Here is a 25978-nt window from a genome sequence, read left to right on the forward strand (position 1 = left end):
AACCTCCGGGAAGAGCAGGGAGTTGCCGGCCAGCGGCCGGCACTACCTCAGCGGCGGGCCGCTTCGCTCTTGTCGCGCGCGCCGCGGAACTCCGATTCCTTTTCCCACGTCGGCCAGCGGCGGCTGTTGGCCAGCTCCGCACCCAGGTCGTAGACCAGCAGGGTGTCGGCAGCGTGGCCGCTCGGGTCCCAGCTCGGCGTCCAGGCATCACAGGCCTGGTGGTAGCAGTCGGCGAAGTACTTCTCGCGCAGCGCGCGGCCGGCTTCAACGCCACCGTCCAGCTTGTCCAGGCCCGGGCCGATGGTGATCGCCGGCACGCCCAGGCGGGCAAAGGCGAAGTGGTCGGCGCGGTAGAAGAAACCGGCTTCCAGGTTCGGATCCGGGCTGTAGCTGCGGCCGCGGGCCTTGGCCACGCGTTCCAGGTCGCGTTCCAGCGAGACCCGGCCCTTGCCCCACGAGGCGATGTCGCGGGTCGGGCCATCCGGGCTGAACATTTCGATGTTCAGCACCGCAGCGGTCTTGTCCAGCGGCGCCAGCGGATGCGCGGCGTAGTAGCTGGCGCCCAGCAGGCCCTTCTCTTCGGCGGTCAGTGCCACGAAGTACAGCGTTCGCTGCGGCTGCGGGCCAGCGGCGAACACACGGCCCAGTTCCAGCACCGTGGCCACGCCGGTGGCGTTGTCGATTGCACCACGGCGGATGCGATCACCCTTGGCGTCGGGCTGGCCGATACCGAACGCATCCCAGTGCGCGGAGAAGATCACCGCCTCGTCGCCATGCTCGCCACCGGGCAGCTTGGCCACCACGTTGCGGGTCACCACCTGCTCGCGCTTGAGCGCGAAATCCACGCTCAGCTTGGCGTTGCCCAGTGCAACCGGGCGGAAGTCGGCACGCATCGCCTTGCGCTTCTCAGCATCGAAGTCGAGGCCGGCGTCGGCGAAGATCGCCTCGGCCAGCTCGCGCTGCATCCAGCCGCGCAGCGGCGTGTGCTGCGCCATCGCTTCTGCCTGGCTGCGCTCGATGTCGAACAGCGGCGAGGTGCCCGAGCTCTTCACCGTGGCCCAGCCATAGGCGGCCGGCGCGGTCTCGTGCACGATCAGCACGCCCTCGGCACCCCGGCGTGCGGCTTCCTCGAACTTGTAGGTCCAGCGGCCGTAGTAGGTCACCGCCTTGCCATCGAACGCGCCCGGCGCATCGGCCTCGAAGTCGGCGTCGTTGATCAGCACCACGGCGATCTTGCCGTGCAGGTCCACGTCCTTGTAGTCGTTCCAGTGGCGTTCCGGCGCATCAATGCCGTAGCCGACGAACACCAGCGGCGCGTCCTTGATCTGCACGCGCTTGCGCGGCTGCAGGCTCTGCAGGGTCACGTCCACGCCATTGGCCAGCGCACGCTTGCCCTGCTTCAGCGACAGGCTGGCCCTGGCTGCGCCATCCAACTGCGCGCGCACCAGCGGCACCGGCTGCACCCAGCTGCCGTCCACGCCGCCCGGCTGCAGGCCATAGCTGCGGAACTGCTCGATCAGGTACTGCACCGTGCGCTCTTCGCCCTCGGTGGCCGGTGCGCGGCCCTCGAACTCATCCGACGCCAGCACGCGCACATGGCGCGACAGCGCCTGCGGATCGATGCCGCCACCCGGCAGGTCGTTGGCCGCATGGGCCAGGCCCCCGACGAACAGGCAGGACGACAGCAGCAACACGCGCATCGGATTCACGGCAGTACCACGGCTAGCTTGGAAGTCACCAGAGTGTAACGTGGTCGTGACATCACGGCGCAGGCTTGGGCCTGCGTCATCCACGCAGGGCGTGGATCTACCTGCTGATACGGTCCAGCCAGCAGGCCAGGCCCTGTGCGTTGAGCTCGATGTCCATCGCCAGCACGGCGGTCACTGCCGCATCGTCCAGCGCACAACCGTGCAGCTGTGCGCGTTCCAGGTACAGCGCCTGCAGTGCGGCCAGCAGGCAGCGATGGCGGTCCGGCCGGCCATCGCACTGGCGGCCGATGGCGGCCATCGCATCGATCTGCTCGAACAGGTCCCCTGCCAGTTTTTCCACCTGCTCCACGCGCCCATAGTGGGTCAGGTACATCGCCTGCGGCGCGTAATCGAGCATGCGCCGGATCGAGGCCTTCATCGCCTCCGGGTCGAACTGCACCGGCGAGGAGGTCGGGAAGATGAAAGCGCCCTGCGCGCTGTCCAGCTCGCGGTAGGAGATGCCGAACGTATCGCCGGTGAACCAGCTGCGGCTGCGCGCATCCCACACGCAATAGTGGTGCAGTGCGTGGCCCGGCGTGTGCAGCAGCACCAGCTCGCGGCCAGCGAGATCGATGCGGTGGCCGTCTTCGGCCACCACCACGCGGTGCTCGGGAATCGGCTCGATGCGGCCGTAGCTGCGCGCGATCTCCTCGGCGCCGTACACCGCCGTCGCACCCGCAATCAGCCGGGTCGGGTCGATCATGTGCGGCGCACCGCGCGGATGCAGCACCGCCTTTGCGTTGGGCAGCTGCTGCATCAGCAGTCCGGCGCCGCCGGCGTGGTCCAGGTGCACGTGCGTGAGCAGCAGCCAGTCCACCGCGTCCACGCCCAGGCCAGCGTCCACCAGCGCCTGCAGCATGGCCGGCACTGACAGCCCTGTGCCGCAGTCGACGAAGGCCGCGCGGCCGTTTTCAACGATCAGGTAGGCCGCGTCGAAATCGGGACGCTGGAAGCCGGTATCGATGGTGTGGATGCTGGGGTCGGCGATCATCGGCACGCACCTGGCAGTCTCGGAAACAGACGCCCATGGTAGGCGCGCAGGCGGTCCAGGTTCGATGCGGCTTTGGTCGGGTAGTGCCGGCCGCTGGCCGGCAACCTCGGGGCAGCCCGTTGAATGCCGTTGCCGGCCAGCGGCCGGCACTACCGGTCCAACCAGCGCGGCCGCAGCAGCAGGGCCAGCACCAGCACCGCCAGGAACGCGCCGTAGGCATACAGCACCGCCAGCACCTGCGGCCAGATCGGGCCGGCGCCGGGTTGCACCACGCCAAGGCGGTAGCCCCACAGCATCGACACGATGCTCAGCGCGAATGCCACGACCAGGGTGGTGCCATCGAACAGGCGCCGCCGCGCGCTGCGCGGCTGGCGCGGAAACAGCCAGTACAGGCTGCCCAGCAGCAGGAACCAGGGCAGGAACAGCAGCAGCGACAACCAGGCCATCGCAGACTCCATGTCATCGCGCCGGAGGCGCGCGGACATCATGCCATGACCTTGGGCGGCGGGTAGTGCCGGCCGCTGGCCGGCGTTTCCCATGCAGTTGCCGGCCAGCGGCCGGCACTACCTTTACGCTTCGCGCAGCGCGGCCAGGGCGGCCAGCACCGCGTCCACCTCGGCGTCCAGCTTGAACAGCTCGCTCTGCAGCTGGTCGCCCTGCTCGGCCTGCTTGATCACGGCAATCAGCTGGCCGGCATCACGTGGCGAATCGAAGCCTTCGCTCTGGATCAACAGCGTGCCGTCACCAGCAGTCAGCTTGAAGTAGAAACGCCCATCCTTCTCGCGGTACTGCTTGAACTGCGGCGGTGCCACACGGGCCACGCCCGCGTCCTCACTGGCGATGTCGCCGGCGCTGGACAGGTCACGCAGGCCCACCGCATGGCGCAGCTCGTCCAGCAGCGGCGCCGCCAGCTGCTCGCGCAGCTGCTGGCCACGGCGCTTGAGCAGCGCTTCGATCTTCTCCGGCTCGGCCATCAGCGCGTTGTAGCGCTCGCGCAGCGGCGACAGTTCGCTGTCGATGCGCTCGAACAGCTGCTGCTTGGCGTCACCCCAGCTGATGCCCGCAGCGAACGCCCTGGCGAATTCGGCGGTCTGTTCCGGGGTGGCGAACGCCTGGTACATCTGGAACAGCGCCGAGCCCTCGGTGTCCTTTGGCTCGCCCGGCGCGCGCGAGTCGGTCAGGATCGAGAACACCAGCTTCTTCAGCTCCTCGCGCGGCACGAACAGCGGGATGGTGTTGTGGTAGCTCTTGCTCATCTTGCGGCCATCCAGGCCCGCCAGCGTCGCCACCTGCTCGTCGATCACCACGTCCGGCAGCGGGAAATACTCCTTGCCGTACACGTGGTTGAAGCGCTGGGCGAAATCGCGCGCCATCTCGATGTGCTGGATCTGGTCACGGCCCACCGGTACCTGGTTGGCCTTGAAGATCAGGATGTCGGCCGCCATCAGCACCGGGTACATGAACAGGCCGGCGCTGACGCCTGCGTCCTCGTCCACGCCTTCCTCGCGGTTCTTGTCCACCGCTGCCTTGTAGGCGTGCGCGCGGTTGAGGATGCCCTTGCTGGCGATGGCGGTCAGGAACCACATCAGCTCGGTGGTCTCGCGGATGTCGCTCTGGCGGTAGAACCACACGTGTTCCGGGTCCAGGCCGCAGGCCAGCCAGCTGGCCGCGATCTCCAGGGTCGCGCGCTGGGTGCGCTGCGGGTCCTGCGACTTGATCAGGCTGTGCAGGTCGGCCAGGAAGAAGAAGCTCTCGATCCCCGGCGCGCGGCTGGCCGCGATGGCCGGACGGATGGCACCAACGTAGTTGCCCAGGTGGGGCGTGCCGGAGGGGGTAATGCCGGTAAGGACTCGGGTGGTCATGACTGCGTGGGGTAACCTTCGATGAACGGGGCCAGTTTACCTTGCACGCCACCAACCCCGTCAGGCCCTGCGGCGCGTTCATTCACGCAACCCTGCTGGAGACGCCCGATGAAACGCCTGCTGCCCCTGCTGCTGATCCTGCCTCTGGCCGGCTTCCGCCCGGCCCCGATTCCGCCGCCGGTCTACGACCGCGGCCCCGTGCGCATGGCCCTGGTCGACCGCGACCGCGGCACCGAACTGCGCAGCTACCCCGCCGAGGGCCAGCGCTGGGTGGCTGGCGAGCGCGGCCACCGCTACGCCGTGCGCCTGTACAACGACAGCCCGCGCCGGGTGCTGGTAGTGCTGTCGGTGGACGGCGTCAACGCCATCTCCGGCGAGGATGCCGATCCCTCGCAGACCGGCTACGTGCTCAATCCCGGCCAGCGCGCCGACATCACCGGTTGGCGCAAGAGCCAGGACGAAGTTGCGCAGTTCGTGTTCAGCAGCCCCAGCGGCAGCTATGCCAGCCGCACTGGCCGCCCGGACAACATCGGCGTGGTCGGCGTGGCGGTGTTCGAGGAGGCGCGTCGCTGGTACCCGCAGCCGATCCTGCGACGTGGCGTGCCGCTGCCGGCACCAACCGCGCAAGCCGAGGCTGCCGCCGACGCCAGTGCCAGCCGCATCGAGGGCTATGCCAGCAAGTCGCAGGCGCCAGCGCTGGGCACCGGCCACGGCGCACGCGAACAATCTTCGGTGCGCGATACCGACTTCGAACGGGCCAGCCGCAGCCCGGCGCAGGTTCTGCAGCTGCGCTACGACAGCGCCCGCAACCTGCGTGCGCGCGGCATCCTGGTCGATGCGCCCTCGCGCCTGCCGCGCGAACCGCAGGCCTTCCCCAACCGTTACGTGCCGGACCCGCCGGCACGCTGAGCGGAGACAGCACAACGCCCGCAACCTCGCGGTGCGGGCGTTGTGCTGTGGGGGAATCCGTCGCGCTTACTTGTAGTCCGGGTAGTCCTTGCGCACGCTGTCTTCGAAATCCCTGACTTCCTTCTCGGCACGGTCCTTGGCCCAGCCATAACGTTCCTGCAGGCGGCCGGCCAGGTATTCGGCATTGCCTTCGGCCACATCGAAATCGTCGTTGGTCAGATCGCCCCACTTGGCCTGGGCCTTGCCCTTCAGCTGCGACCACTTGCCGGAAATGATGTCTTTGTTCATTGCTGGGAGTCCTTGGTTGCAACGGCGTTCTTACCGTAGCTCCAGCTTCGCGCAGCGGCTGTTGAATACCGGTCAACCGGCAATGAAATAGATGCTCACCTGCTTGAATGGTTCACTCCGCTTGCACAGCCGTGCGTGGCAGCGGGCATAAAAAAGGCCGGGGATGATCCCCGGCCTTTCTCTTTCCGTTCCGCACCGGGCTCAGTTGCCCTTCGCGGCATCCTCAACCTTCTCGCCGGCCTTCTGCACGTCCTTGCCGGCACCGGCCACGGTGTTGCAACCGGCCAGCAGGGCCACCGAGAACATCGACAACAGCATCAGGGCAACTACGCGCTTCATGGGCTTCTCCTTGGGTTCGCCGCTATACCGCTTCATTCGCGGATGGGATTCTCTCGCTCGGCGGGAGGGCACCAATGCCCACTGCCGCCGCGTGAAGTGCAATCTGGCGGCAGCGGCGTGGAGCGGGCGTGAACGGTTCGGCTATCCGTTCAGCAGGGGGCGGTCAGTCGCGCATCAGGGTGGACTTGCCGAACAGGCTTTCCACCAGGTCCACGGCCAGTTCGGCGGTGGCATTCTGCTTGTCCAGCAAGGGGTTGAGCTCGACGATGTCCAGCGAACCCATGCGCCCGGTGTCGGCGATCATCTCCATCACCAGCTGCGCCTCGCGGTAGTTCACCCCGCCCGGCACCGTGGTGCCCACGCCCGGCGCGATGCTCGGGTCGAGGAAGTCCACATCGAAGCTGACATGCAGGTGGGTGTTCTCGTCGATGCCCGCCAGTGCTGCTTCGACCGTGCGCTTCATGCCGTTCTCGTCGATGTAGCGCATGTCATAGACATCCACCTTGTGGGTCTTGATCAGGCGCTTCTCTTCCGGGTCCACCGAGCGGATGCCGATCTGGTGCATCTGCGCCGGGGTGATCGCCGGCGCGCTGCCACCCAGGCGGGTCAGTGCGTCCGGGCCGAGGCCACACAGGCAGGCCACCGGCATGCCGTGGATGTTGCCCGACGGCGTGACATCGCTGGTGTTGAAGTCCGAATGCGCGTCCAGCCACAGCACGCGCAGATTCTTCCCCTGCTCGCGGCACCACCGCGCGACGGCGGTGATCGAACCGATGCCCAGGCAATGGTCGCCACCGAGCATGATCGGCATGCGCCCGGCCTGCAGCTCGGCGTAGCTGGCTTCCATCAGTGCGCGGTTCCAGGCCACCACCTCATCCAGGTGGCGGTAGCCCTCCACCGGCGCGGTCCAGGGGTTGCGCGGGCCATCCAGGTTGCCCACGTCGCGCACGTCCACGCCGCGCGCCTCCAGCGCCTCCGGCAGGCCCGCCACGCGCAGCGCTTCCGGCCCCAGCCGTGCACCGCGATGGCCCGCACCGACATCGGTGGGAACGCCGATCAGGGATACGGAAATGGGATGGGCCATGGGTGCCTCCTGCGCGGAAAAAGAAGCACAGTCTAGCCAGAGCTGTGTGACACCACTCGCGGCGGTGCAGCAGGCCGAGGGTAAGATCGCCAGGAACGCGTGGCCCTTACCGGTCAGGCTTTCCAGCGCTGGATCGTCAGACATTCAATCTTCCGCGACCCGCTTCACATCCCGGTCGGTTTCGCCTCTTACGCAAGGCTGTTGTTGTGTCCAGGCTGCGTCGGCACCCTGAAGGTGCCGCATCACTTCCTCACTCATGGAGCACCACGCGCATGAAACATGCACTCAATGGACTTGCGGTACTGGCAATTGCCCTGGGCGGACTGTTTCCCGCCGCTGCCAGTGCACCCTCGCAACGCATCACGCATACGGTGACCACCGACGCGTACCCCATGCAGACGGCAGGCGCACGCCAGGTACTCGACTGGGTGGCGCAGCGGGTGAAGCCGTCGTTCGCCCCGCAGGGCTACGGCAGCATACAGGTGGAACGACAGGCAGTCTCCGTAGGACGTGCGTCTGCACGCTCGGATGAATCGATTCCTGGAAAGCTGCCAGACCAGGGCATTCCCGGTGAGATCTACCGGGTGGAAAACCTGCTTCCCGACGGCTCCATCCAGACGTGGGAATTCACCTGGGTAGAACCCTCATCCGGCCATGGCGGCGGCTGGGATGTCACCGGGTACTCCTACAAGAAGGGAAATGACCCGGTGAACCAGCAATAGCCGGACTGGGGCAACGCGCACCGCGCTGCCCCCTTCGGACACGCCGCCGCAGCGCCTCAACCGCCGCGGCGGCGAACCGGCGTCAGGCTCTGCACCTGGCCGTTGTTGCGCATCATGCACAGGAAACGGCCATCGGGATAATCGATGATCAGTTCCTGGTAATCGCTGCCCACCGGCATCTGGGTGACCAGCGCGCCCTGAGCGCCCTTGCGCATGTTGCAGGAACCCAGCGCGGTATCGCCCGCCGGCGCCGGGGTGGCCACCGAGGACACATTGCGGAACACCGCGCGGCAGCCACCGTTGACCCACACCGAATGCCGCGCCAACCCCCAGTTCTTTCCTTTCTCGCAGCGGGTACGGCTGAGCTGGCGCACGATTTCGACGTTGCCACGGGTATTCAGATCGCACGACACCTGCTGCTGGCCGGTGGATTCGCAGGTGACTTCGCGGGGTAGCGCGGCATCCCCGGCGGCAGCGTCGCGAGGGCGAACGCTGTTTGCGGCGGGCGCAGGCGCACCACTGCTACTGACCTGGCAGATGCCATTGGCGCCGCCACGGCCGGTGTAGCTGATCTGCGGCGTGCCGTCATCGCTGCGGCTGATCGACAACGTGATACCACTGTTGGCATCGCGTGCTTCGAAATAGCGGTCGTTGAAGCGTTTCAGCGTGGCCTCGCGGCCCTGCACGTAGACCGGCCCGCCTTCGTCGGCGTGCACATCGATGCCGCCCGGGCAGCTGGCGTTGAAGAACGGCACCGCGGCCATGGCCGGGGCCACGAAAGCGGTGGAAAGCAGGGCGACGGTGAGCGGCAGGGCGTGGCGATGCATGGGCGGATCCCGAAGCGGCCGAAGTGGGCGTGTGGCGGCAGTATGCGGTGGGGCGTTGCTCACTGTCCGTGAGGAATATCAAGATCCGGACGGCGCGCGTTGTGGGCTTCAGGTCTGATATCGTGGCCTCGGCGTCTTGCCGGGCCTGTTAAGCCAGCTTTACTTCGCACGCCGAAGCAAGCCGCGTCACCACAAAGGCGCGGCCCTGATTGCCGATGATGGCGGCACTGCGCGATATGTCGCTTTCAGCATCGCAGCGGCGGGAACAGGCCAATCGCGATAATTCATTTTTCCTTTCAGGTCACCCGATGCCATCGAAACAATCGACTGGCAGGCGGGGGTTTGGCGTGCGCATGATGAATCGCCACCTGCAAAGGTGGTCGGGTCTTCCAAGCCCGTGTAATCGAAGCTGTATACGCTTGCCAGCCGGCGTCGTCCTCCCAAGAGCGGCGTCGGCTGGCAATCCGTTCGCCGATCGACGGCGGGCGGTGCGTGGGGGCCTTGTGCCCGCCGGCTCATCGATTCCCGGTCTTGGAAGCCACGCATCGCCCGCCACCTTATCGTGGCGGCGCCTCTGTGCCTGACGAGGATGCCCGCATGTCCAAGACGCTCTACCCGTATCTGACTGCCACGCTCGGCGACGCCGCCCTACGCTTGCCACCCGAACTGGCGCAGCCGCTGGAAGCCGCTTTCGCCGCCGCCAACGAGGCGCCCGCGCCGATCGATCTGCCCGGATGCCTGCAGCGCATCCGCGCCGGAGATGCTGCCGACGGACAGCCATGGCAGGGGCCATCCAACACGCTCGGCCACGCCGTGGCCGCCGCGCGCAGGGACCGCGCCGCGGTTGGCCTGGTGTCGCTGCTGGAGCTGTACCACGCCAAAGAGCGAGTACGCGTGGATGGGGAAGAGAATGACGATATTGGCGACGGTGCACGCGAGGGATTGATGCTGGCCTGCCGGGGGCTGGCGGAGTATGTGGCGTTGCAGGTGCGGGGGGCTCAGTAATGCAGGACGGTGGGATTCCAACGCACAGCTTCAACGCGTCGCTACCCCGGCTATCGAATCAGGCTGACCCACTCCTGAAATGAGCACACCCCATCCAAACCTGAAACCTGTTCTCGTTGAGCTGCGGCTGGACGAAGTGGATTCGCGCGGCGGCGCTGTTGCCGAGATGATCGCCTCCACCGCGCGCCCCATGGCGCTTTCAATAAGCCCTGAACTCATGTGGTACAGCTTCGTGCTGAATGATCGCGTCATCACCCGCATCGCACCGGGAACGCGGGCACACTGCACGATCTCATTCGTCAACCATGACGGTGCGAAGGAGGTATTCCGCTGTGGAACGGTGGCCGCCTTCGGAGACGGATCGGCAACACGAGGGTTGATCCGCATCATTCGGTTTGATTGAACCTGATCGCGCCGGGCTTCTTGAGGTGGCAGAAGTGGAGCGCAATGCCTCGATCCCTCACACGGCACTGGCATGCAGGCGCACACCCAAGGCACGGGTCACCTTCAGGATGGTGGCGAAATCGGGGCTGCGCTCGCCGGACAGTGCGCGGTACAGACTCTCGCGCGACAGGCCCGCCGCACGCGCGACCTTGCTCATGCCCTGAGCGCGGGCGATATCGCCCAGCGCTTTGGCAATGAATGCAGAATCGCCGTCACTTTCAGCGATGCAGGCGTCAAGATAGGCGGCCATTTCTTCGGGCGTCCGAAGATGCTCGGCCACATCAAATGATTTGAGTTCGACTTTTTTCTTCGTGGCCATGGTGGGACAGCTCCAGTGCTTCGGTACTGAGTCGTTTCGCCTACAGCCGGTTCGACGCTCACAGGGCATGCGCAATCTCCCTGGCCTTCTCGATATCTCGCTGCTGCGAACCTTTGTCGCCTCCGACCAGGAGAATCACCAGCTGCCTGCCGCGCTGGGTGTAGTACACGCGATAGCCCGGTCCTGCATCGATACGCAGTTCGGAAACACCGTCCCCCAGATAGCGGTGATCACCCGGCGGACCTTCGGGCCGTCCGATGCGAGCCAAGATGCGCGCGCGGGTACGTCCTTGAAAGCGTCAATCCATGTCGCGAACTGACGGGTACGCTGGATCTTCCTGGAAGACTGTAGCCTACTGACTACACCCATTCAACCATGAGGAATGCGCTCGCGGGAATGCACAGCGACGCGTCACGCGCCGGATGGCAGAACAGCAAGGGAAGTAGGAAGAAGACGGGGTAGGGAGCAATGCTCGACCAACGACCGTGCCGCCGCTTTGCGGGGCCAATGCAGTTGCTTGATGGTGCCGCTTATCCGAATCGAACGGATGACCTACTGTTTACAAGACAGTTGCTCTACCAACTGAGCTAAAGCGGCAAGGAGACTGTTGGCTGCCCATCCCGCTCAGCCGCTAGAACCTAGTGCAGACAGCAAGAAGGCCGGCTAGGGCCGGCCTTCTTGGAAGGCAGCAAGATGTTAGCCGCCCTGTGTGTCGTTGTCACGGAACATGATGCTACCTCCGCCAAAGGACTGTGAGGACACGAAGTGTAACCTAAATTTGGATCGAAAACGTGATCGGCGTACTCGGCTTGACTTCACGTGCCAGAAAGATCTCCAAAGCTGCTGTAGGCTCCAGTTCTTCAACTCTATCAATGTTAGTGTGAACTGGTCGTTTAGGCTCCGGATTGGGTCGGACAGTCAGCTTCCGTTCTGTAAGGTTAGCCACTCGAACTGATAGCGTTTCCGCAAAACGATTCACACCCGTCCAAAAGTTATCCTCATTCTTAACCCAACCCTCATATTCGTACTCGTAATAGAGCTCCCCGTGAGGTGGGATCGAAAGCAGGACCTCCGACTGATATCGCTTCTTTTCAGCAGTCAACTGCTGAGGAGACTTGAGGTGCTCAACTTTTCGCTGATATCGCCCCTCCCCATCGCAAGCCGTGGTCTCAATCCGTATGACCGCCCCCATATTTCCCTCATGCCCAGCAACCGGGTCAAAGCCAATACCAATTGGCATCTTCTGCTCGTAAACGTCTCGCTTCATCATATTGACTATAGTCATAGATATCCGGACATTCACTCGAACTGACTTACCGTCGGACGCAACCTCGAGGAAGTTGTAAAGCGACTCTGCGCCTCGAATTGTGGCGCCCAACGTCATCAACTGATCAGTCAGGTATGCCTTCGTAGCTTGGCTATCGTCAAGACGCGCTGAGTATAAATATGCAATTCTTTCAGAAACCGCGTCCTCATCCGGCTTTCGAAGCGACGCGAGGAATGTAAATGCGCCAAGCAGCGCAAATGCGACAACTCCCGCCAGTAGAGAATCTATGAATACTGCAAATCTTCCCCATGTAACTATCGATGCAGACGGCGACATCCACCATATCAAACAATAAGCGATACCTACGATTACAATTGAAAGTGCTAACGCCCACAGAACCCACTTTAATCCACGCCTCACTACCGGCGAAAAGTTTGAAACTGCCATCCCTGCCCCCTGATAAACTGAAGATCATTCCATCATTGCAACTACTGAAATTCTAAGAACTCAGTCTAGAAACTTCATTTCAAACGAGAACAATCAACGCAACCCTGCACATTCCAGCGACCGGCTCTGTGCCGCCCCGCTGCGCTGCTGGGCCTGGGCCGGCTGCGTGCCTGCCGCCAGCTGCCCTTCCAGCCACCATTGGCCGGTGTCGCCGCTGGCGACCAGGCGCGGCTGGAAGCCGGCGGCCTGCACCGCCGCCATGCGCCGCTCGGCGCCTTCGCGGTTGCGGTACTGGCCCAGCGCCACGGCGTTGGCCTCCTCGCCCTGGCTGATGATGTAGTAGTCGCTCAGGCCGGCGGCGATGATGCGCTTCACGGTGGCCTGGGCCTCGTCGCGGTTGGCGGCGGTCGGCAGCAGCACCCGGTAACGGGCGCTGCCGCTGGCAGCGGGCTGTTCGCGCAGGCGCGCCTGGCTGAGCAGCGTGCCGGCCTTGCCCTGCGCGCTGCTCGCGGCGGCGCGGTCGGCGAACGGGCCCAGCGCGACGCAGCGCGGCGGCTCGGCGGCCGAGGGCGGGGTTACGGGTTTTTCAGGTGCCGGCACGGCTGCGGGCGGTGTTCCCGGCTTGGCAGCGTCAGCAACCGGCGCAGCCTCAGGCACCTGCGGCCTGGCGATCTCCGGCTTGGCCGGCGCAACGGGCGGGGGCGTCGCAGCCACTGCGGTCTTCGCCGCCGGTTCGCGCTCCATCAGCGGTGCGGTCGGGGCGGCGGCGGTGGCCTCGGCTGCGGCATTGGCATCCACGCCACCGGGCACCCAGCGCAGCTCGGCAACGCCAGCGGGTTGCGGTGGCGGCGCAGGCTTCTGTGGTGCATCGCGCAGCAGCCACCAGCAGGCGACGCCGAGATTGAGAATGGCCAGTACGACGATCAGGGCACGGGTCAGCATGCGCGGATACTAGCGCGCGGGCTGGTGCACCGCCCAGCGGGCGAGGCCATCCAGCACCAGCGAGGGGTGGTAATCGGCGGCGGGCAGCAACGGCATCAGCGCCGGAGCGCCGCCACCGTGCACCAGCAGCGACGGTGGCACGCCCAGCAGCGTGTGCGCGTGCTGTGCGCTGCGTTCAATCAGCGCCACCGCAGCGCCATCGCAGCCGGAGGCCAGCGCGTCGGCGGTGTCGTTGGCGAACTCGCTGTAGCCGCCACCGGTCGCGGGCAGCTGCACGGCACGGGCGTGCAGTGCTTCGCGCATGGTGGTGGGCGATGCGGAGATGCGGCCACCGTGGTGCTGGCCGTCGGCATCGAGCAGATCAATCGTCAGTGCGGTGCCCACGCCGACCACCAGCACCGGGCGCTGCGCCTTGGCCGCGGCCAGCAGGGCCAGGAAGCGGTCGACGCCGAACTTTTCCGGCCTGGCATAGGCGATGCGCACACCGGCGCATTCGGCGCTGGTGCGCACCACATGCACATGCTCGAAGCGGCGCTGCAGCTGGTCCAGCATGGCGCTGGTCAGCGACGGTGCCGCTACGCTGGCCACGAACGCGGTGCGGCCGCTGGGCAGGCTGTGCGGCGGCTGCCCGGCCATGCCTTCGGCGCCATGCGCCCAGGCCTGCACGTCACCGGCACGGTCACCCTGCAACGGCGCGAACTTGAAGCGCGAGTTGCCGAGGTCGAACAACCAATCGCTCATGCGGCCCTCACGCTGACTTCGCCGGCGTGCAGCAGGCGTTCCTGGCCATCGATGCGCACGCGCAGTGCGCCGTCATCGGCCAGGCCGAGCGCGGTACCGTGCTGCCACTGCCCTTCCAGTTCCACGCGCACTTCGCGGCCGGCCAGCATGTCGAAGGCGGCGTAGCGCGGCAGGAACGGAGCGAGGCCTTCGCGATCGAATTCTTCCAGCGCCGGCAGCAACCGCGCCAGCACGGCAGCAACCACCCCATTGCGGTCCACCGGCTTGCCGGCCAGCGTATCCAGGTCCACCCACGGCTGAGTGATCTGCTCGCCGAACGACGGCGGCATGTGGGTGTTGATGCCGATGCCGATCACCGCGCGCGCCGGGCCGGCGTATTCGCCACCGCCCTCGGCAAGCAGGCCGACCAGCTTGCGCTTGCCATCGACAATCAGGTCGTTCGGCCACTTCAACTGCGCCTGGGTGTAGCCCAGGTCGTGCAGCGCTTCGGCCACGGCGATGCCGGCCACCAGGCTCAACCCGGCCAGGCGGCCCAGGCCGCCGGAGTACAGGCGCATCACCGACAGGTAGATATGCGCGGCCAACGGCGAGGCCCAGATGCGGCCACGACGGCCGCGGCCGCCGGTCTGGCGTTCGGCCAGCAGGACGCTGACCCCGCGCTGGGGCGCGCTGCACCGCAGCAATTCGGCGTTGGTGGAGTCCACCGTCCAGGCCACCTGCAGGTCGTGCAGCAGGGCCTGGGCATCGGCAGGCAGGTCGGCGCGGATCGCCGCCGGGTCCAGCAGGTCGACCGGGCGGGTCAGGCCATAGCCCTCGCCAGCACGGCCCTCGATGTCCACACCTGCGGCCCTAAGCCCTTGAATACGCTTCCAAACAGCCGCCCGGGTCTGGCCCAGCTCTCGGGCCAGGGCGTCGCCGGACAGGCGACCGGCAGCGAGTTTGGCCAGCAATTGGCGATCGTCCACGGCAGCTTCCACGAAGTCAGGAAGGAATTATGCGGGAAAGCCGCCAGCGACGCCTGCCACGCTGGGTTCCGCCGGGGCTTCCAACGGGGCGCCGGGTTCGGGCTAGAATCGGGAACTCACCCTCCCTTAACGTGGATGTCGTCAATGCGCCGTTATGCCCATTGCCTGATCCTGCTGATGATGCCCTTCGCGGCGTCTGCAACGGCAGCGCTGGACGACAGCCGGGGCGCCTGCGTGTCCTCCAACGGTGATGCCGCCTCGCAGCGCGCGCCGACCGCGACCGCCTCGGCTGCGACCACCAAGCCGGCACCGGTACGCCCTGCGGCCAGCAGTGCCACCAGCACCGGGGGCGGCGGCAGCGACGACGACGTGCTGCAGCGCATCCGTGCGCCGAAGTGGCACAGCTACCTGCCGGGAATGTTCCGCTGATCAAGTCGTTGCTGCAGTGGCTGCGGCCCTCGCCGCGGCCGATCGACGATGCGCTTTGGGAAGACGCCTGCCGCCGTGCGGCCTGGCTGCGCGGCCTGGACGATGAACGCCGCGCGCAACTGCGCGTGCTGGCCACGCGCTTCCTGCATGAGAAGACCATTACCCCTGTCGGTGAACTGCAACTGCAGGCTGGCGATGGCGTGCTGCTGGCCGCACTGTGCTGTCTGCCGCTGCTGGAATTCGGCGAAGTGGGGCTGGAAGGCTGGTCGCAGCTGATCGTCTACCCGGATGCGTTCCGCGTGCACCGCAGCCACATGGATGCGGCCGGCGTGCTGCACGAGTGGGATGACGAGCTGATCGGCGAGTCGTGGGACAGTGGTCCGCTGATCCTGTCCTGGGCCGACGTGCAGGCCGACTTGGCCGCGCCGCACGAGGGCTACTGCGTGGCGGTGCATGAGATGGTGCACAAGCTCGATGCGCTGGATGGCGCGATGGACGGCACACCGCCACTGCCGCGGCAATGGCAGCGCGAGTGGGCGGCCACGTTCCAGCGCGCCTACGACGCCTTCTGCGCGCAGGTGGACGCAGGCGAGGAAACGCTGATCGACCCGTATGCGGCCGAGGCGCCGGAGGAGTTCTTCGCGGTGGCCAGCGAGTACCACTTCTCGGCACCGGATCTGCTGCAGCAGGCGTTGCCGGAGGTGGCCGCGCAGCTGCGGCGGTTCTACGGCGAGCCGCCCGGGATCGCAGTGCGGTAGTGCCGGCCGCTGGCCGGCACCCTCATGCTCTTCGATGGCATGGCCTGGTTGCCGGCCAGCGGCCGGCACTACCGATCAACGCGGTTTACGGCCCTGTGGGCAAGCGCACTTCGAAGCGGGCGCCACCCAGTTCGGCCGAACGGCCCACGGTCAGTTCGCCGCGGTAGTCCTTGATCAGGTCCTGCACGATCGACAGGCCGATGCCGTGGCCCTGCACGCGCTCGTCGCCACGCACGCCGCGCTGCAGTACCTTGCCGATGTCGTCCGGGGCGATGCCCGGACCATCATCGTCCACCGCCAGCAGCAGGCCGGCGCGACGCGCGTTCGGCGCCGGCAGCGGCTGCGCGGTCAGCAGCACGCGGCGGTTGGCCCACTTGAAGGCGTTCTCCAGCAGGTTGCCGAGCAGTTCCTGCAGGTCACCCGGTTCGCCGTGGAAGCGCGCGGCCGGGTCGATATCGAATTCGCACAGCACGCCCTTGGAGGCATAGACCTTCTCCAGGCCACGCACGATTTCCTCGGCGTTGGACTCGATCGGCAGCGGCGCGGAGAACAGCTTGTGGCCGGACGAGGCCGCGCGCGCCAGCTGGTACGAGACCAGGTTGTTCATGCGCTGCAGCTGCACGTCCAGTTCTTCGCGCAGCGCACCGTCGCCGGCGCCGCTGTCCATCTGCGTGCGCAACACCGCAATCGGCGTTTTCAGGCTGTGCGCCAGGTCGGCCAGGGTGTTGCGCTGGCGCTCGAGGTTCTCGCGCTCGCTTTCGATGAAAGCGTTGATGCTGTCGGTCAGCGGTTCCAGCTCGCGCGGGTGGCGCTCGCTCATACGCTCGGTCTCGCCGCGCTGCACCTTGGTCAGCTCGGTGATCACGCGGCGCAGCGGGCGCAGGCTCCACTGCAGGATGACGGTCTGCAGCAGCAGCAGGATCAGGCCGATGCCGCCCAGGTAGAACCAGACGCGGCCACGGAACACGCGCAGCTGCGCACCCAGCGCGCGCGAGTCTTCCATCACGTAGATGGTGTACGGGAATTCGGTGGCGGGGTCGGCGTCAGCGCCCCACACCAGGCCCAGGCCATAGCGGTAGACCGAGCCCTGGCTGCCATCGATCTGGATCATCGGCAGTGGGCCTTCGAACACTTCCTGGCGCGGTGCCAGCAGGCCGCCGCCCACGGTGGGCAGCATCGGGCCTTCGGCGGACATCGAATTGCCCTTGCCGTGCGGCATGACCACCTGCAGGTACAGGCCACTGCCAGGTACGTCGAAGCGCGAATCCGGCGGCTGCTCGCGGATGTACAGCGAGCGGTCGCGGGTGAAGTCGATGCCGGCCGCGTAGGAGGTGGCGTAGTTCTTCAGGCGCTCACGCAGGTTCGCCTTCGCCGTATCGGCGAAGGCGGCGTCGAGCGCGTAGCCGGCCAGGGCCAGGAACGCGACCAGGCCCACCGACGCGGCGAGCATCTGGCGCGCCTGCAGTGAGCGCGGCCGCCAGCGTCGGAAGAACCACAGACGGCCGGACATCGTGTTATCGCCAGGGTGAGCCGGCTCAGCCCTCGTTGCGCGGGATCGCGAAACGGTAGCCGCGACCGCGCACGGTCTCGATCGGCTTCAGTTCGCCATCCGGGTCCAGCTTCTTGCGCAGGCGGCCGATGAAGACCTCCAGCACGTTCGAGTCGCGGTCGAAGTCCTGCTGGTAGATGTGTTCGGTGAGGTCGGCCTTGGAGACCAGTTCACCGGCATGCATCATCAGGTACTCCAGCACCTTGTACTCGTAGCTGGTCAGGTCGACATTGCTGCCGGCCACGCTGACCGTCTGGGCGGCCAGATCCAGGGCGACGGGGCCGCATTCCAGGGTCGGCTTGCTCCAGCCGGCGGCGCGGCGCAGCAGCGCGTTGACGCGGGCCAGCAGCTCTTCGACGTGGAACGGCTTGACCAGGTAATCGTCGGCGCCCTGCTTCAGGCCCTCGACCTTGTCCTGCCAGCTCGAACGCGCGGTCAGGATCAATACCGGGAACTTCTTGCCTTCGTCACGCAGGGCCTTGATCAGCTCCATGCCCGACATCTTGGGCAGGCCGAGGTCGATGATGCCGACATCGAACGGAACTTCGCGCCCCATGTAGAGGCCTTCCTCGCCGTCCTGCGCAGCATCGACGGCAAAGCCTTCGCGCTTGAGCCGGGCTGCCAGGGTCTCACGCAGCGGGGCTTCGTCTTCGACCAGAAGGATACGCATGAACTCTCCCTAGTGTCCTGGGTGTGGCCCGGAGGCCTGTGGGGTACGGGTTGATAGCGACGACTATCCCTGTTCAGGGGTTATCGCCGCGTAGTGATGACATATCCGACCGCGGCGTGCGCGGCTGTGAACGCGACGGGGCGGGGTCGTCCATGTAGCGGACCCGGCCCCGGTCGTCCATGTACTTCACCCGGTTGATATCACGACCATCGAACGGCACGCGCTCGGCGCCGAGGATGTGGCCGCCGGTGCTGCGCTGCACGCGGCGCACGGCATCGGACAGCGAACGCTCGTCGCCACGGTTGCCGCGCTCTCCCCGATCCATCATTTCCGCCCGTGCCTGCTCGCCGCGCGGCGGCTGTTGCGCCAGCGCCGACGACAGCGGCGCAGCCGACAGCACCACGCAGGTGGCCAGGGCAATGCGGCAATGGAAGGGAGCGGAAGACATCGATGCGATCCTAGCCGAGCACGGCGATTCGTTCAAAAGTCGTAAATCCGGGAGCCGGGTGCGGGACCCGGCCTTTACAATTCCTTTGCAAATTCTTGGTTTGGGGCAGTGAATCCGGTCTGAACTTTTCCGGCCGCAGCCCTGCGATGTTCAGCTAGGTGAACATTCGGGACGAATCGCCGTCCCTTGTCAAGTCAGGAATGTGACTGCGGTCACGCTGCGGCACGATCGGCTTCGCGCTCGGTGACCGACAGCGCCTGCTCGACCAGGCTCCAGTCGGCGCCCGGGCGGTGCGCGCCTTCGCTCAGCACCTGGCGGAACGCGCGGCCACCGGGCTGGCCGTGGAACAGGCCGAGCAGGTGGCGGGTGATGTGCTTCAGTGCCAGGCCTTCGCCCAGGCGCGCTTCCACGTAGGGACGCAGCGTGCGCAGCAGGTCACTGCGCGCCTGCAACGGGGCGCCGGTCTGCAGCGCCTCCAGCTGATGCAGCAGGTAGGGGTCGTGGTAGGCCGCGCGGCCCAGCATCACGCCATCGACATGCGCGGCCTGCGCCTGCACCGCCTCGATGCTGGCCAGGCCGCCGTTGAGCACCACCGGCAACGCCGGGCGCTCCTGCTTCAGACGGTAGGCCCAGTCGTACTTCAGCGGCGGAACCTCGCGGTTCTCCTTCGGCGACAGGCCCTTCAGCCACGCGTTGCGCGCATGCACCACCACCATTGCGGCACCGGCGGCGACCTGGCGGTCGACGAAGGCGGCGAACACGTCGTAGTCGTTGTCCTCGTCCACGCCCAGGCGGCACTTCACCGTCACCGGGATCTCGACCGCGTCGACCATCGCCGCCACGCAGTCGGCCACCAGCACCGGCTCGCGCATCAGGCAGGCGCCGAAACGCCCGGCCTGCACGCGGTCGGAGGGGCAGCCGCAGTTGAGGTTGACCTCGTCGTAGCCCCACTCCGCCGCGATGCGCGCAGCCTGCGCCAGCAGCGCCGGGTCGCTGCCACCCAGCTGCAGCGCCAGCGGCTGCTCGCTGCGGTCGAAGCCGAGCAGGCGCTCGCGATCGCCGTGGATGACCGCATTGGCGTGCACCATTTCCGTGTACAGGCGCACACCCGGTGCCAGCACGCGATGGAACACGCGGCAATGGCGATCGGTCCAGTCCATCATCGGGGCCACGGACAGGCGCAGGGAATCGGCGTAACGGGCGGTCGCGGACGTCATCGGGGTGTTGATCGGGGAGACTGGCATTGCCAGTGAGATCAACAGTTTACACCGGGTGGCTGAACGGCGGCGGGTGGCGCCGGGACTGGCCGCTCGCCCGGCGCCGGGGACGCCGCGTGGCTTACAACCCGCGGTGGCGCACCTGTTCCTGCTGCTGCTCCTGCGCACGCGGGTTGAACTGGCTGTCCAGCGCTTCACTCTGCCGGCTGCTGGCCTCAACCGAATGCGATACCGCCTGCTGGCGGTCGACGAAGGTCCGCTGCGCTGCCGGGTCACCCAACTCGCCCTGCACTGCGAACAGACCGGTGCCGTCGGGGCGGGCCACGACATGGTCGATCTGGCGCATGCCGGACACCTTGCTTTCGTACGCCAGCTGGCCGGCCGCCCGCTCAACCTCCTGCGGGTTGTTGAACAGGGGCTTCAGCCCGGCCTGGGCACGCTGCTGCTCCAGCGCCTGCAGCTTGCCCAGCGCCTGATCGAAGCGCGCGTTGTCGGCGTGCCCGGCGTCACGCATGCTGGCCGGCGCTGCAGGTTCGGCCCGGGCCGGTGCGGTACCGGCCTTCACCACGTTGGGGGCATCGACCTGCGCCAGGGTCTTGCGGCCGGCCTTGCCATCGTCGTCCAGGCCATTGTTGGCCTGGAACTGCTTGACCGCTGCGAGCGTGTCCTTGCCATACACGCCATCGGGGTGCAGCGGCTTGCCGTCGGCCCCGGCGTAGCCCAGCGCCGCCAGCTTGCCCTGCAGGGCCTTGACCTCATCGCCGCGCTCGCCCTGCTTCAGCACGCCATCGGCCATCGGCGCCTGCTGTGCACTGCGTGCGGCCTGCGCGGCCTCGGGGCCCTGCGCATGGACCTTGCCGCCCAGGGTGATGCGGTCGTTGAGCATGTCACCCAGGAACCTGCGGTACTGATCGGGCTCGAGCTCGATATGTGCATGCACGGCACCCGGGGTACCGGCATCGGACTGGCGGATCAACGGCGCACCGTACTCGACGAAATCACCGGTCTTGTAAGGGGTGGTTCCACGCGCACCGTGCAGCACCTGCCCGACCAGTTCACGCTGCGGATGCCCGGCCGGATGGCTCCAGATGCTGATGGAGTTCCACTTGTCGTTGTTGACCTGCACGTAGCCCGCGACCGGATTGGGAATCATCACTTCCCGGTCGCCGCGCGAAGTACTCAGGATCAGATCCTTGTGCACCAGCGGAATGCCGTTGCGATCACCACGGGTCCGCACCGTTTCCAGCTCGCCCTCGACCATGGCCGACGGCCGGTCAGCCTTGGCGGCATTGCCGGTGCGTACGGCCTCGGCGTTGGTGTTGGGGTGATGGATCTTCAGTTCGCGATAGGCATCCTCGCCACTGGTGCCATGACGCAGTGTGCGGTTGCTGCTGCCATTGCCAAAGGGTTCGACCACGACGATGCGCTGGCCGCCGGGTGCGGCGGCGGCGGCGGGTTCCCGCGCGGTCGCGGGTGCGGGTGCCGCCGCAGGAGTGGCCGGTGCCACAGGCTGCGCCGGCGTGTGCTCGCGTACCGCCGTATCCAGGGCCTGCAGGGTCTGCCGGCCGGCCTTGCCATCAACGGTCAGCCCATGCGCTTGCTGGAACGCGCGCACCGCATGCTCGGTATTGGCACCGTAGTGGCTGTCGGCCGTCAGCGGCTGCCCGTTGCGGCCGGTATGGCCGGCCTGGATCAGCTTGGCCTGCAGGGCCTGGACTTCGGTACCGCGCTCGCCGGGTGCCAGCACGCCGTCGGCCATCGCCGATGCGGCCGCGCGCTGCCCGCGCTGGCCCGGCTCAGGCTCACCGAACGCCTGCTGGTAATCCTTGCCCCGGTAAGCCTCGGGGTTGCGGTTGATCTGGTCGTAGCGCGCCAGCCCGACCAGCGCGGTCTTCTCGGTGAGCGCACGATCACGCAGCGAATCCCACAGGGTGGGCGAGCTCTGGAAGTGCGACTGCACGTTGGCGTGCTTGTAGTCCTGCACCGCGCGGACAATCTGCTCGTCACTCAGCTCAGCCAGCTTGAAGTCTTCGCCGTAGGCTTGCTGAAGACCCTTCTGGAACACCGAACGTGTCATGCCGCGGTACTGCACCGAGGTGCTCCACAGCGCGTCCTGCACGGCCGCACCACGGCCGGAGAGATCGATGCCCACATCCTTCAGGCGGCCCATCTGCACGTCGTAGTACTTGCGTTGGATGAAGTCGTGCTGGTCCCTGGCAAACCCTGCCGGATCGGCGGCCGCCACTTCCTTCCAGCGTTCGGTGAAGGCCGGGGTTCCTGCCTGCAGGCCGTTGAAGCGGTTGCCATAGCGCGAGGCGGCGACGTACTCATCCACGCCGCCAACGCTGGTGGCGTACTGGTAACTGCCATACGACACGCCGCCGTGGTCGCCCCTGCCGGTGGACACGTGGCCGGGGCCGCGACCTCCGGTTTCGAAATGCGCCGACGTCTGGCCGCGATGCCAGTTGTCCATTGCCTGCTTTGCCTGGGTCACAACATCCATTTTCCTGCACTCCTTTGCGGGGGAACTACTTCGAGGTCAGTGCCTGCAGCACGTCGGCACGGTTGGCGGTGCGATTGATCCGGCAGGACTGCGCGTCCAGCATCTGCCCCTGCCCGTCTTCGGCAGGGTTCCAGCGGCAGTAGCGATTGGTATCGGACATGTAGGCGGCCTGCTCGTCCATCAGCCTGTCCTTGTCCTTGCCATCGGGGCCGTCGACGATCTTCATGAAGGCCTGCTCGAGTCGCTGCTCCTGCCAGGCAAGCTCCTCATCGCCGCACGCCTGCAGTGCCGGTGTCTCGCCGCCGCTGGACTGCACGCACGTGGCGTACTGCGGCCGCAACGTGGCCTTGTTGTAGGAATCATCCGGGCGCTGCGGCGGCATGTCCTGGTCATCGGCATCGGCCGCTGTCGTGGCAGGTGCGGCACGTGCAGGCGCTGCAGTGGCCGGCGGCGATGCAGTGGCCGGCGCGGCGGCCACGGGGGCAACTGCCGTATCCGCCTCAGGGCTCTTGGCCTGGCATGCCGCCAGGCTGAGGCCAAAGGCCAGCGCAAGCGCGATGGCACCGGCCTTGCCGATCGTCTCCCGGGGGGCCGCTGGAAGGTGGTTCGTTCCCTGCATTGCGTGCATCTCCTTGGCATTCAGGCCCGTGGCCCGTCAACGCGGTGCCGTCCATCGGCCCCATCAGGAAACGCATGCTACGCGAGCGTGGATTTCAGATGCCTGACTGGATTCAGAATGCGTGCACGTCGTCGCAGAAGCAGGATGCGCAAGCCTCAAAGCCCACCCGCGCGCCCACCCACCTGCTCGATCAGCGTCCGGCTGGCGGCATTGAGCCCCACCACCGTTACATCGGCGCCATGCGCGGCCAGTTTTTCCTGCGCACGTTCCAGCGCGGCCACGGCGGTCAGATCCCACAGATGGGCATCGCGCAGGTCAATCTGCACCTTCGGTGCTACGTGCTGGTAGTCAAACGCCGCGCCCAGCTGGCCGGCGGAAGCGAAGAACACCTGGCCACGTACGCGGTAGACCTGCGTGTCTCGGGCATCCTCGCACTGCACCTCCAGCATGCGGCCGACCTTGCGGGCGAAGAACAGCGCCGACAGCAGCACGCCACTGAGCACGCCCTTGGCCAGGTCGTGGGTGGCCACGGTGACCACCACGGTCAGCAACATCACGGCCGAGGAACTGCGCGGATGCGTGCGCAGGTCGCGCAGCGAGCGCCAGCTGAAAGTGCCGATGCTGACCATGATCATCACCGCCACCAGCGCAGCCATCGGGATCTGCCGCACCAGGTCGCTGCCGTACACCACCAGCACCAGCAGCAGCACGCCGGCCACCAGGCAGGACAGGCGGCCGCGGCCACCAGACGTCACGTTGATGACCGACTGGCCGATCATCGCGCAGCCGGCCATGCCGCCGAGGAAACCGGTGACCGCGTTGGCCACGCCCTGGCCGACGCATTCGCGGTTGCGCTCGCTGGGCGTCTCGGTGATGTCCTCGACGATCTGCAGGGTCATCATCGATTCGAGCAGGCCGACCACGGCCAGCGTGGCCGACACCGGCAGCAGGATGCGCAGCGTTTCCCAGCTGAGCGGTACATCGGGGATGAGGAACTGCGGCAGGCTGTCCGGCAGCTGGCCCATGTCGCCAACACTGCGCACGTCCACGCCAAAGCCGATCACTACGGCGGTGAGCACGACGATTGCCACCAGCGGCGAAGGCACAGCGCGGGTGAGGCGCGGCAGCAGGTAGATGATCGCCAGTGCGGCGGCACACAGCACGTAGACGGTGGGGCCGCGGCCGATCAGTTCCGGCATCTGCGCCAGGAAGATCAGGATCGCCAACGCGTTGACGAAGCCGGTGATGACCGAGCGCGAGACGAATCGCATCAGCGACCCAAGCTTGAACACACCGGCCAGCACCTGCAGCAGGCCGGCCAGGATGCTGGCGGCGAACAGGTAATGCAGGCCATGGTCCTTGACCAGGTCGACCATCACCAGCGCCATTGCACCGGTGGCGGCGGAGATCATGCCCGGCCGGCCGCCAGCGATGGCGGTGACCACCGCGATGGAAAACGCGGCGTACAGGCCGACCTTGGGGTCGACGCCGGCGATGAGCGAGAAGGCGATGGCCTCGGGAATCAGGGCCAGGGCGACGACCATGCCGGACAGCAGATCACCACGGATGTTGCCGAGCCATTGCTGGCGCAGGGGGTAGGACGTTTGCATGGAAAAACTCCGCGCGCACGCGGGCGTGGCCGCGAGGCGCTGCAGTGGAAAGACACGGGATCCTGAGCCGGGCGGGCCGGCTGCCGAGGTGCGGCAAGGGTCAGGGTGGCGTGATCACTGCAGGCGGGAATCGGTACGTGGGAGGGACGCAGTCTACGGCACAGGGCTGCCCAGGGACAGCGTCGGCAGGCCGCAACGGCAGCGGAGCATGGCTCCACTCTACAATCGGGGCATGGCCACTCACCGCCCACAGTTCTTCGATCCCACCACCGAACAGGGCGTGCTGCGCCTGTCGATCGCCGCCTCACTGCTGCTGGCTGCGGCAGCGGTGGTGTTCGGCCTGCTGGCCAATTCCTCGCTGATCATCTTCGACGGCATCTACGGCCTGATCGACGTGGTGATGACCTGGCTGTCGCTGCTGGTCGCGCGGCTGATCGCGCTTTCAACCAGCACCGACGCGCTGCAGTCGCGGCTCAACCAGCGCTTCACCATGGGCTTCTGGCACCTGGAGCCGATCGTACTGGGGGTGAGCGGCACGCTGATGATCGGTGCGGCGCTGTATGCGCTGGTCAATGCGGTCGACGCGCTGATGTCCGGCGGCCGCCACATCGCGCTGGGCCCGGCCATCGCCTTCGCCGGGCTGTCCATCGTCGGCGAAGGTGCGCTGGCCGGGTTCATCCTGCGCGCCAACCGCCGCATCGGTTCGGAGTTCATCGCGCTGGACGCGAAGAACTGGGTGATCGCCGCCAGCATGTCGGCCTGCTATCTGCTGGCCTTCCTCGGCGGCGTGCTGGTGCAGGGCACCTCGCTGGCCTGGGTCGGGCCGTACATCGACCCGGCCATCCTTGCCTTCGTCTGCGTGCTGGTGATGATCGCCCCGCTCGGTACCGTGCGCCGGGCGCTGGCCGGCATCCTGCTGGTCACTCCGCCGGAACTGCAGGCGCACGTGGACGCGGTGGCACGCGCGATCGTGGCCAAGCATGGCTTCGTCGAGCACCGCAGCTACGTGGCGCAGGTGGGGCGTGGCGAGCAGATCGAGTTGTTCTTCGTGGTGCCGGAAGACGACCCGCCGCGGCCCTTGGTGGAATGGGACCGGCTGCGCGACGAGATCGGCGAAGCGCTGGGCGAGGCTTCGCCGGACCGCTGGCTGACCATCATGTTCACCACCGACCGCGAGTGGACGATCTAGGCCGGCAGGACGATCGATCAAGTTTTTCGTACGCGTTGCAACCCAACGTACGCGGAAAGCGGGCAAAGTAGGCTCCAACGCAACAC

General features: G+C 66.7%; 27 protein-coding genes, 1 tRNA gene and 1 pseudogene. 7 read left to right on the top strand and 22 right to left on the bottom strand.

Annotated features, from left to right (window positions below):
* Positions 1–47 precede the first annotated feature (47 nt).
* The 4 genes from KXV01_RS12920 to KXV01_RS12935 form a co-directional block, all read right to left on the bottom strand.
* On the bottom strand, positions 48–1700 hold the full coding sequence (locus KXV01_RS12920; RefSeq protein ID WP_049412562.1) for a M28 family metallopeptidase: 1653 nt from the start codon (positions 1698–1700) through the stop codon (positions 48–50).
* Positions 1701–1806: 106 nt separating this feature from the next.
* Complete coding sequence (locus KXV01_RS12925; protein ID WP_049412565.1) at positions 1807–2739, bottom strand: MBL fold metallo-hydrolase; 933 nt, start codon at positions 2737–2739, stop codon at positions 1807–1809.
* A 149-nt stretch (positions 2740–2888) separates the two neighbouring features.
* A complete protein-coding gene (locus tag KXV01_RS12930) occupies positions 2889–3185 on the bottom strand; it encodes a hypothetical protein (protein WP_180879428.1) in 297 nt (98 codons plus the stop codon).
* A gap of 123 nt (positions 3186–3308) precedes the next feature.
* Positions 3309–4601 carry a tryptophan--tRNA ligase gene (locus KXV01_RS12935; protein ID WP_049412569.1) on the bottom strand — a complete coding sequence of 431 codons (1293 nt, stop codon included), beginning with the start codon at positions 4599–4601 and terminating at the stop codon, positions 3309–3311.
* Between the two features lie 108 nt (positions 4602–4709).
* Between KXV01_RS12935 and KXV01_RS12940 the strand changes: the two genes are divergently transcribed.
* Positions 4710–5510 (top strand): hypothetical protein, encoded by an 801-nt coding sequence (locus KXV01_RS12940; protein ID WP_111096995.1) that lies wholly within the window; start codon positions 4710–4712, stop codon positions 5508–5510.
* A gap of 66 nt (positions 5511–5576) precedes the next feature.
* Here KXV01_RS12940 and KXV01_RS12945 read toward each other — a convergent pair whose 3' ends face one another.
* The 3 genes from KXV01_RS12945 to rocF form a co-directional block, all read right to left on the bottom strand.
* Entirely contained in the window at positions 5577–5798 is a 222-nt protein-coding gene (locus KXV01_RS12945; protein WP_019661831.1) for a CsbD family protein, read from the bottom strand.
* Positions 5799–5999: 201 nt separating this feature from the next.
* Complete coding sequence (locus tag KXV01_RS12950) at positions 6000–6137, bottom strand: entericidin A/B family lipoprotein (RefSeq protein ID WP_019661832.1); 138 nt, start codon at positions 6135–6137, stop codon at positions 6000–6002.
* A gap of 163 nt (positions 6138–6300) precedes the next feature.
* A complete protein-coding gene (rocF, locus tag KXV01_RS12955) occupies positions 6301–7221 on the bottom strand; it encodes an arginase (RefSeq protein ID WP_049439712.1) in 921 nt (306 codons plus the stop codon).
* Between the two features lie 272 nt (positions 7222–7493).
* On the opposite strand from rocF, the gene KXV01_RS12960 reads away from it, so the two are divergent.
* Positions 7494–7943, top strand: coding sequence for a hypothetical protein (locus KXV01_RS12960; RefSeq protein ID WP_099488055.1), 450 nt, complete (start codon positions 7494–7496; stop codon positions 7941–7943).
* Positions 7944–7999: 56 nt separating this feature from the next.
* Here KXV01_RS12960 and KXV01_RS12965 read toward each other — a convergent pair whose 3' ends face one another.
* Complete coding sequence (locus KXV01_RS12965; RefSeq protein WP_263467836.1) at positions 8000–8770, bottom strand: DUF3011 domain-containing protein; 771 nt, start codon at positions 8768–8770, stop codon at positions 8000–8002.
* A 597-nt stretch (positions 8771–9367) separates the two neighbouring features.
* On the opposite strand from KXV01_RS12965, the gene KXV01_RS12970 reads away from it, so the two are divergent.
* On the top strand, positions 9368–9775 hold the full coding sequence (locus KXV01_RS12970; RefSeq protein ID WP_263467837.1) for a hypothetical protein: 408 nt from the start codon (positions 9368–9370) through the stop codon (positions 9773–9775).
* A 79-nt stretch (positions 9776–9854) separates the two neighbouring features.
* Positions 9855–10178 carry a hypothetical protein gene (locus KXV01_RS12975; protein ID WP_263467838.1) on the top strand — a complete coding sequence of 108 codons (324 nt, stop codon included), beginning with the start codon at positions 9855–9857 and terminating at the stop codon, positions 10176–10178.
* A 57-nt stretch (positions 10179–10235) separates the two neighbouring features.
* Here the strand turns inward: KXV01_RS12975 and KXV01_RS12980 are convergent, their stop codons facing one another.
* The 7 genes and pseudogenes from KXV01_RS12980 to birA form a co-directional block, all read right to left on the bottom strand.
* Entirely contained in the window at positions 10236–10538 is a 303-nt protein-coding gene (locus KXV01_RS12980) for an addiction module antidote protein (protein ID WP_263467839.1), read from the bottom strand.
* A gap of 58 nt (positions 10539–10596) precedes the next feature.
* Positions 10597–10907 (bottom strand): annotated as a pseudogene (locus KXV01_RS12985) (type II toxin-antitoxin system RelE/ParE family toxin).
* A gap of 152 nt (positions 10908–11059) precedes the next feature.
* A tRNA-Thr gene (locus KXV01_RS12990) sits at positions 11060–11135 on the bottom strand.
* A 175-nt stretch (positions 11136–11310) separates the two neighbouring features.
* A complete protein-coding gene (locus KXV01_RS12995; protein ID WP_263467840.1) occupies positions 11311–12252 on the bottom strand; it encodes a hypothetical protein in 942 nt (313 codons plus the stop codon).
* Positions 12253–12345: 93 nt separating this feature from the next.
* A complete protein-coding gene (locus KXV01_RS13000) occupies positions 12346–13194 on the bottom strand; it encodes an SPOR domain-containing protein (RefSeq protein ID WP_263467841.1) in 849 nt (282 codons plus the stop codon).
* A 9-nt stretch (positions 13195–13203) separates the two neighbouring features.
* Positions 13204–13935, bottom strand: coding sequence for a type III pantothenate kinase (locus KXV01_RS13005; RefSeq protein WP_263467842.1), 732 nt, complete (start codon positions 13933–13935; stop codon positions 13204–13206).
* The gene (gene birA, locus KXV01_RS13010) at positions 13932–14900 is read right to left on the bottom strand and encodes a bifunctional biotin--[acetyl-CoA-carboxylase] ligase/biotin operon repressor BirA (protein WP_263467843.1); all 969 of its coding nucleotides are present in this window, start codon (positions 14898–14900) and stop codon (positions 13932–13934) included. The genes KXV01_RS13005 and birA overlap by 4 nt, the downstream gene beginning before the upstream one ends.
* Before the next feature lie 144 nt (positions 14901–15044).
* Between birA and KXV01_RS13015 the strand changes: the two genes are divergently transcribed.
* Together KXV01_RS13015 and KXV01_RS13020 are read left to right on the top strand one after the other, a co-directional pair.
* Positions 15045–15329, top strand: coding sequence for a hypothetical protein (locus KXV01_RS13015; protein WP_014645622.1), 285 nt, complete (start codon positions 15045–15047; stop codon positions 15327–15329).
* Complete coding sequence (locus tag KXV01_RS13020) at positions 15296–16087, top strand: M90 family metallopeptidase (RefSeq protein WP_263467844.1); 792 nt, start codon at positions 15296–15298, stop codon at positions 16085–16087. Before KXV01_RS13015 ends, KXV01_RS13020 begins: the two co-directional genes overlap by 34 nt.
* 85 nt (positions 16088–16172) lie before the next feature.
* Here the strand turns inward: KXV01_RS13020 and KXV01_RS13025 are convergent, their stop codons facing one another.
* The 7 genes from KXV01_RS13025 to KXV01_RS13055 all read right to left on the bottom strand — a co-directional run bounded on the left by KXV01_RS13025 (position 16173) and on the right by KXV01_RS13055 (position 24703).
* Entirely contained in the window at positions 16173–17597 is a 1425-nt protein-coding gene (locus KXV01_RS13025; RefSeq protein WP_099495452.1) for a sensor histidine kinase, read from the bottom strand.
* Positions 17598–17622: 25 nt separating this feature from the next.
* Positions 17623–18306 (bottom strand): response regulator transcription factor, encoded by a 684-nt coding sequence (locus KXV01_RS13030; RefSeq protein ID WP_004136763.1) that lies wholly within the window; start codon positions 18304–18306, stop codon positions 17623–17625.
* 73 nt (positions 18307–18379) lie between these two features.
* Positions 18380–18754: a hypothetical protein gene (locus KXV01_RS13035; RefSeq protein WP_005420623.1), complete on the bottom strand. Its 375-nt coding sequence runs from the start codon at positions 18752–18754 to the stop codon at positions 18380–18382.
* 212 nt (positions 18755–18966) lie between these two features.
* Positions 18967–19998, bottom strand: coding sequence for a tRNA dihydrouridine(20/20a) synthase DusA (dusA, locus tag KXV01_RS13040; protein WP_164283785.1), 1032 nt, complete (start codon positions 19996–19998; stop codon positions 18967–18969).
* A 94-nt stretch (positions 19999–20092) separates the two neighbouring features.
* Positions 20093–22474, bottom strand: a complete 2382-nt coding sequence (locus tag KXV01_RS13045; RefSeq protein WP_263467845.1) for a peptidoglycan-binding protein — start codon at positions 22472–22474, stop codon at positions 20093–20095.
* Between the two features lie 25 nt (positions 22475–22499).
* Positions 22500–23093, bottom strand: coding sequence for a lysozyme inhibitor LprI family protein (locus KXV01_RS13050; RefSeq protein WP_049438556.1), 594 nt, complete (start codon positions 23091–23093; stop codon positions 22500–22502).
* 155 nt (positions 23094–23248) lie between these two features.
* Positions 23249–24703: a SulP family inorganic anion transporter gene (locus KXV01_RS13055; RefSeq protein WP_263467846.1), complete on the bottom strand. Its 1455-nt coding sequence runs from the start codon at positions 24701–24703 to the stop codon at positions 23249–23251.
* A gap of 208 nt (positions 24704–24911) precedes the next feature.
* Between KXV01_RS13055 and KXV01_RS13060 the strand changes: the two genes are divergently transcribed.
* Positions 24912–25892, top strand: coding sequence for a cation transporter (locus tag KXV01_RS13060; protein ID WP_164283781.1), 981 nt, complete (start codon positions 24912–24914; stop codon positions 25890–25892).
* The last annotated feature ends 86 nt before the right edge of the window (positions 25893–25978 follow it).

It is taken from the genome of Stenotrophomonas sp. Ps181 (assembly GCF_025697425.1).
GTDB classification, from domain to species: Bacteria; Pseudomonadota; Gammaproteobacteria; order Xanthomonadales; family Xanthomonadaceae; genus Stenotrophomonas; species Stenotrophomonas sepilia.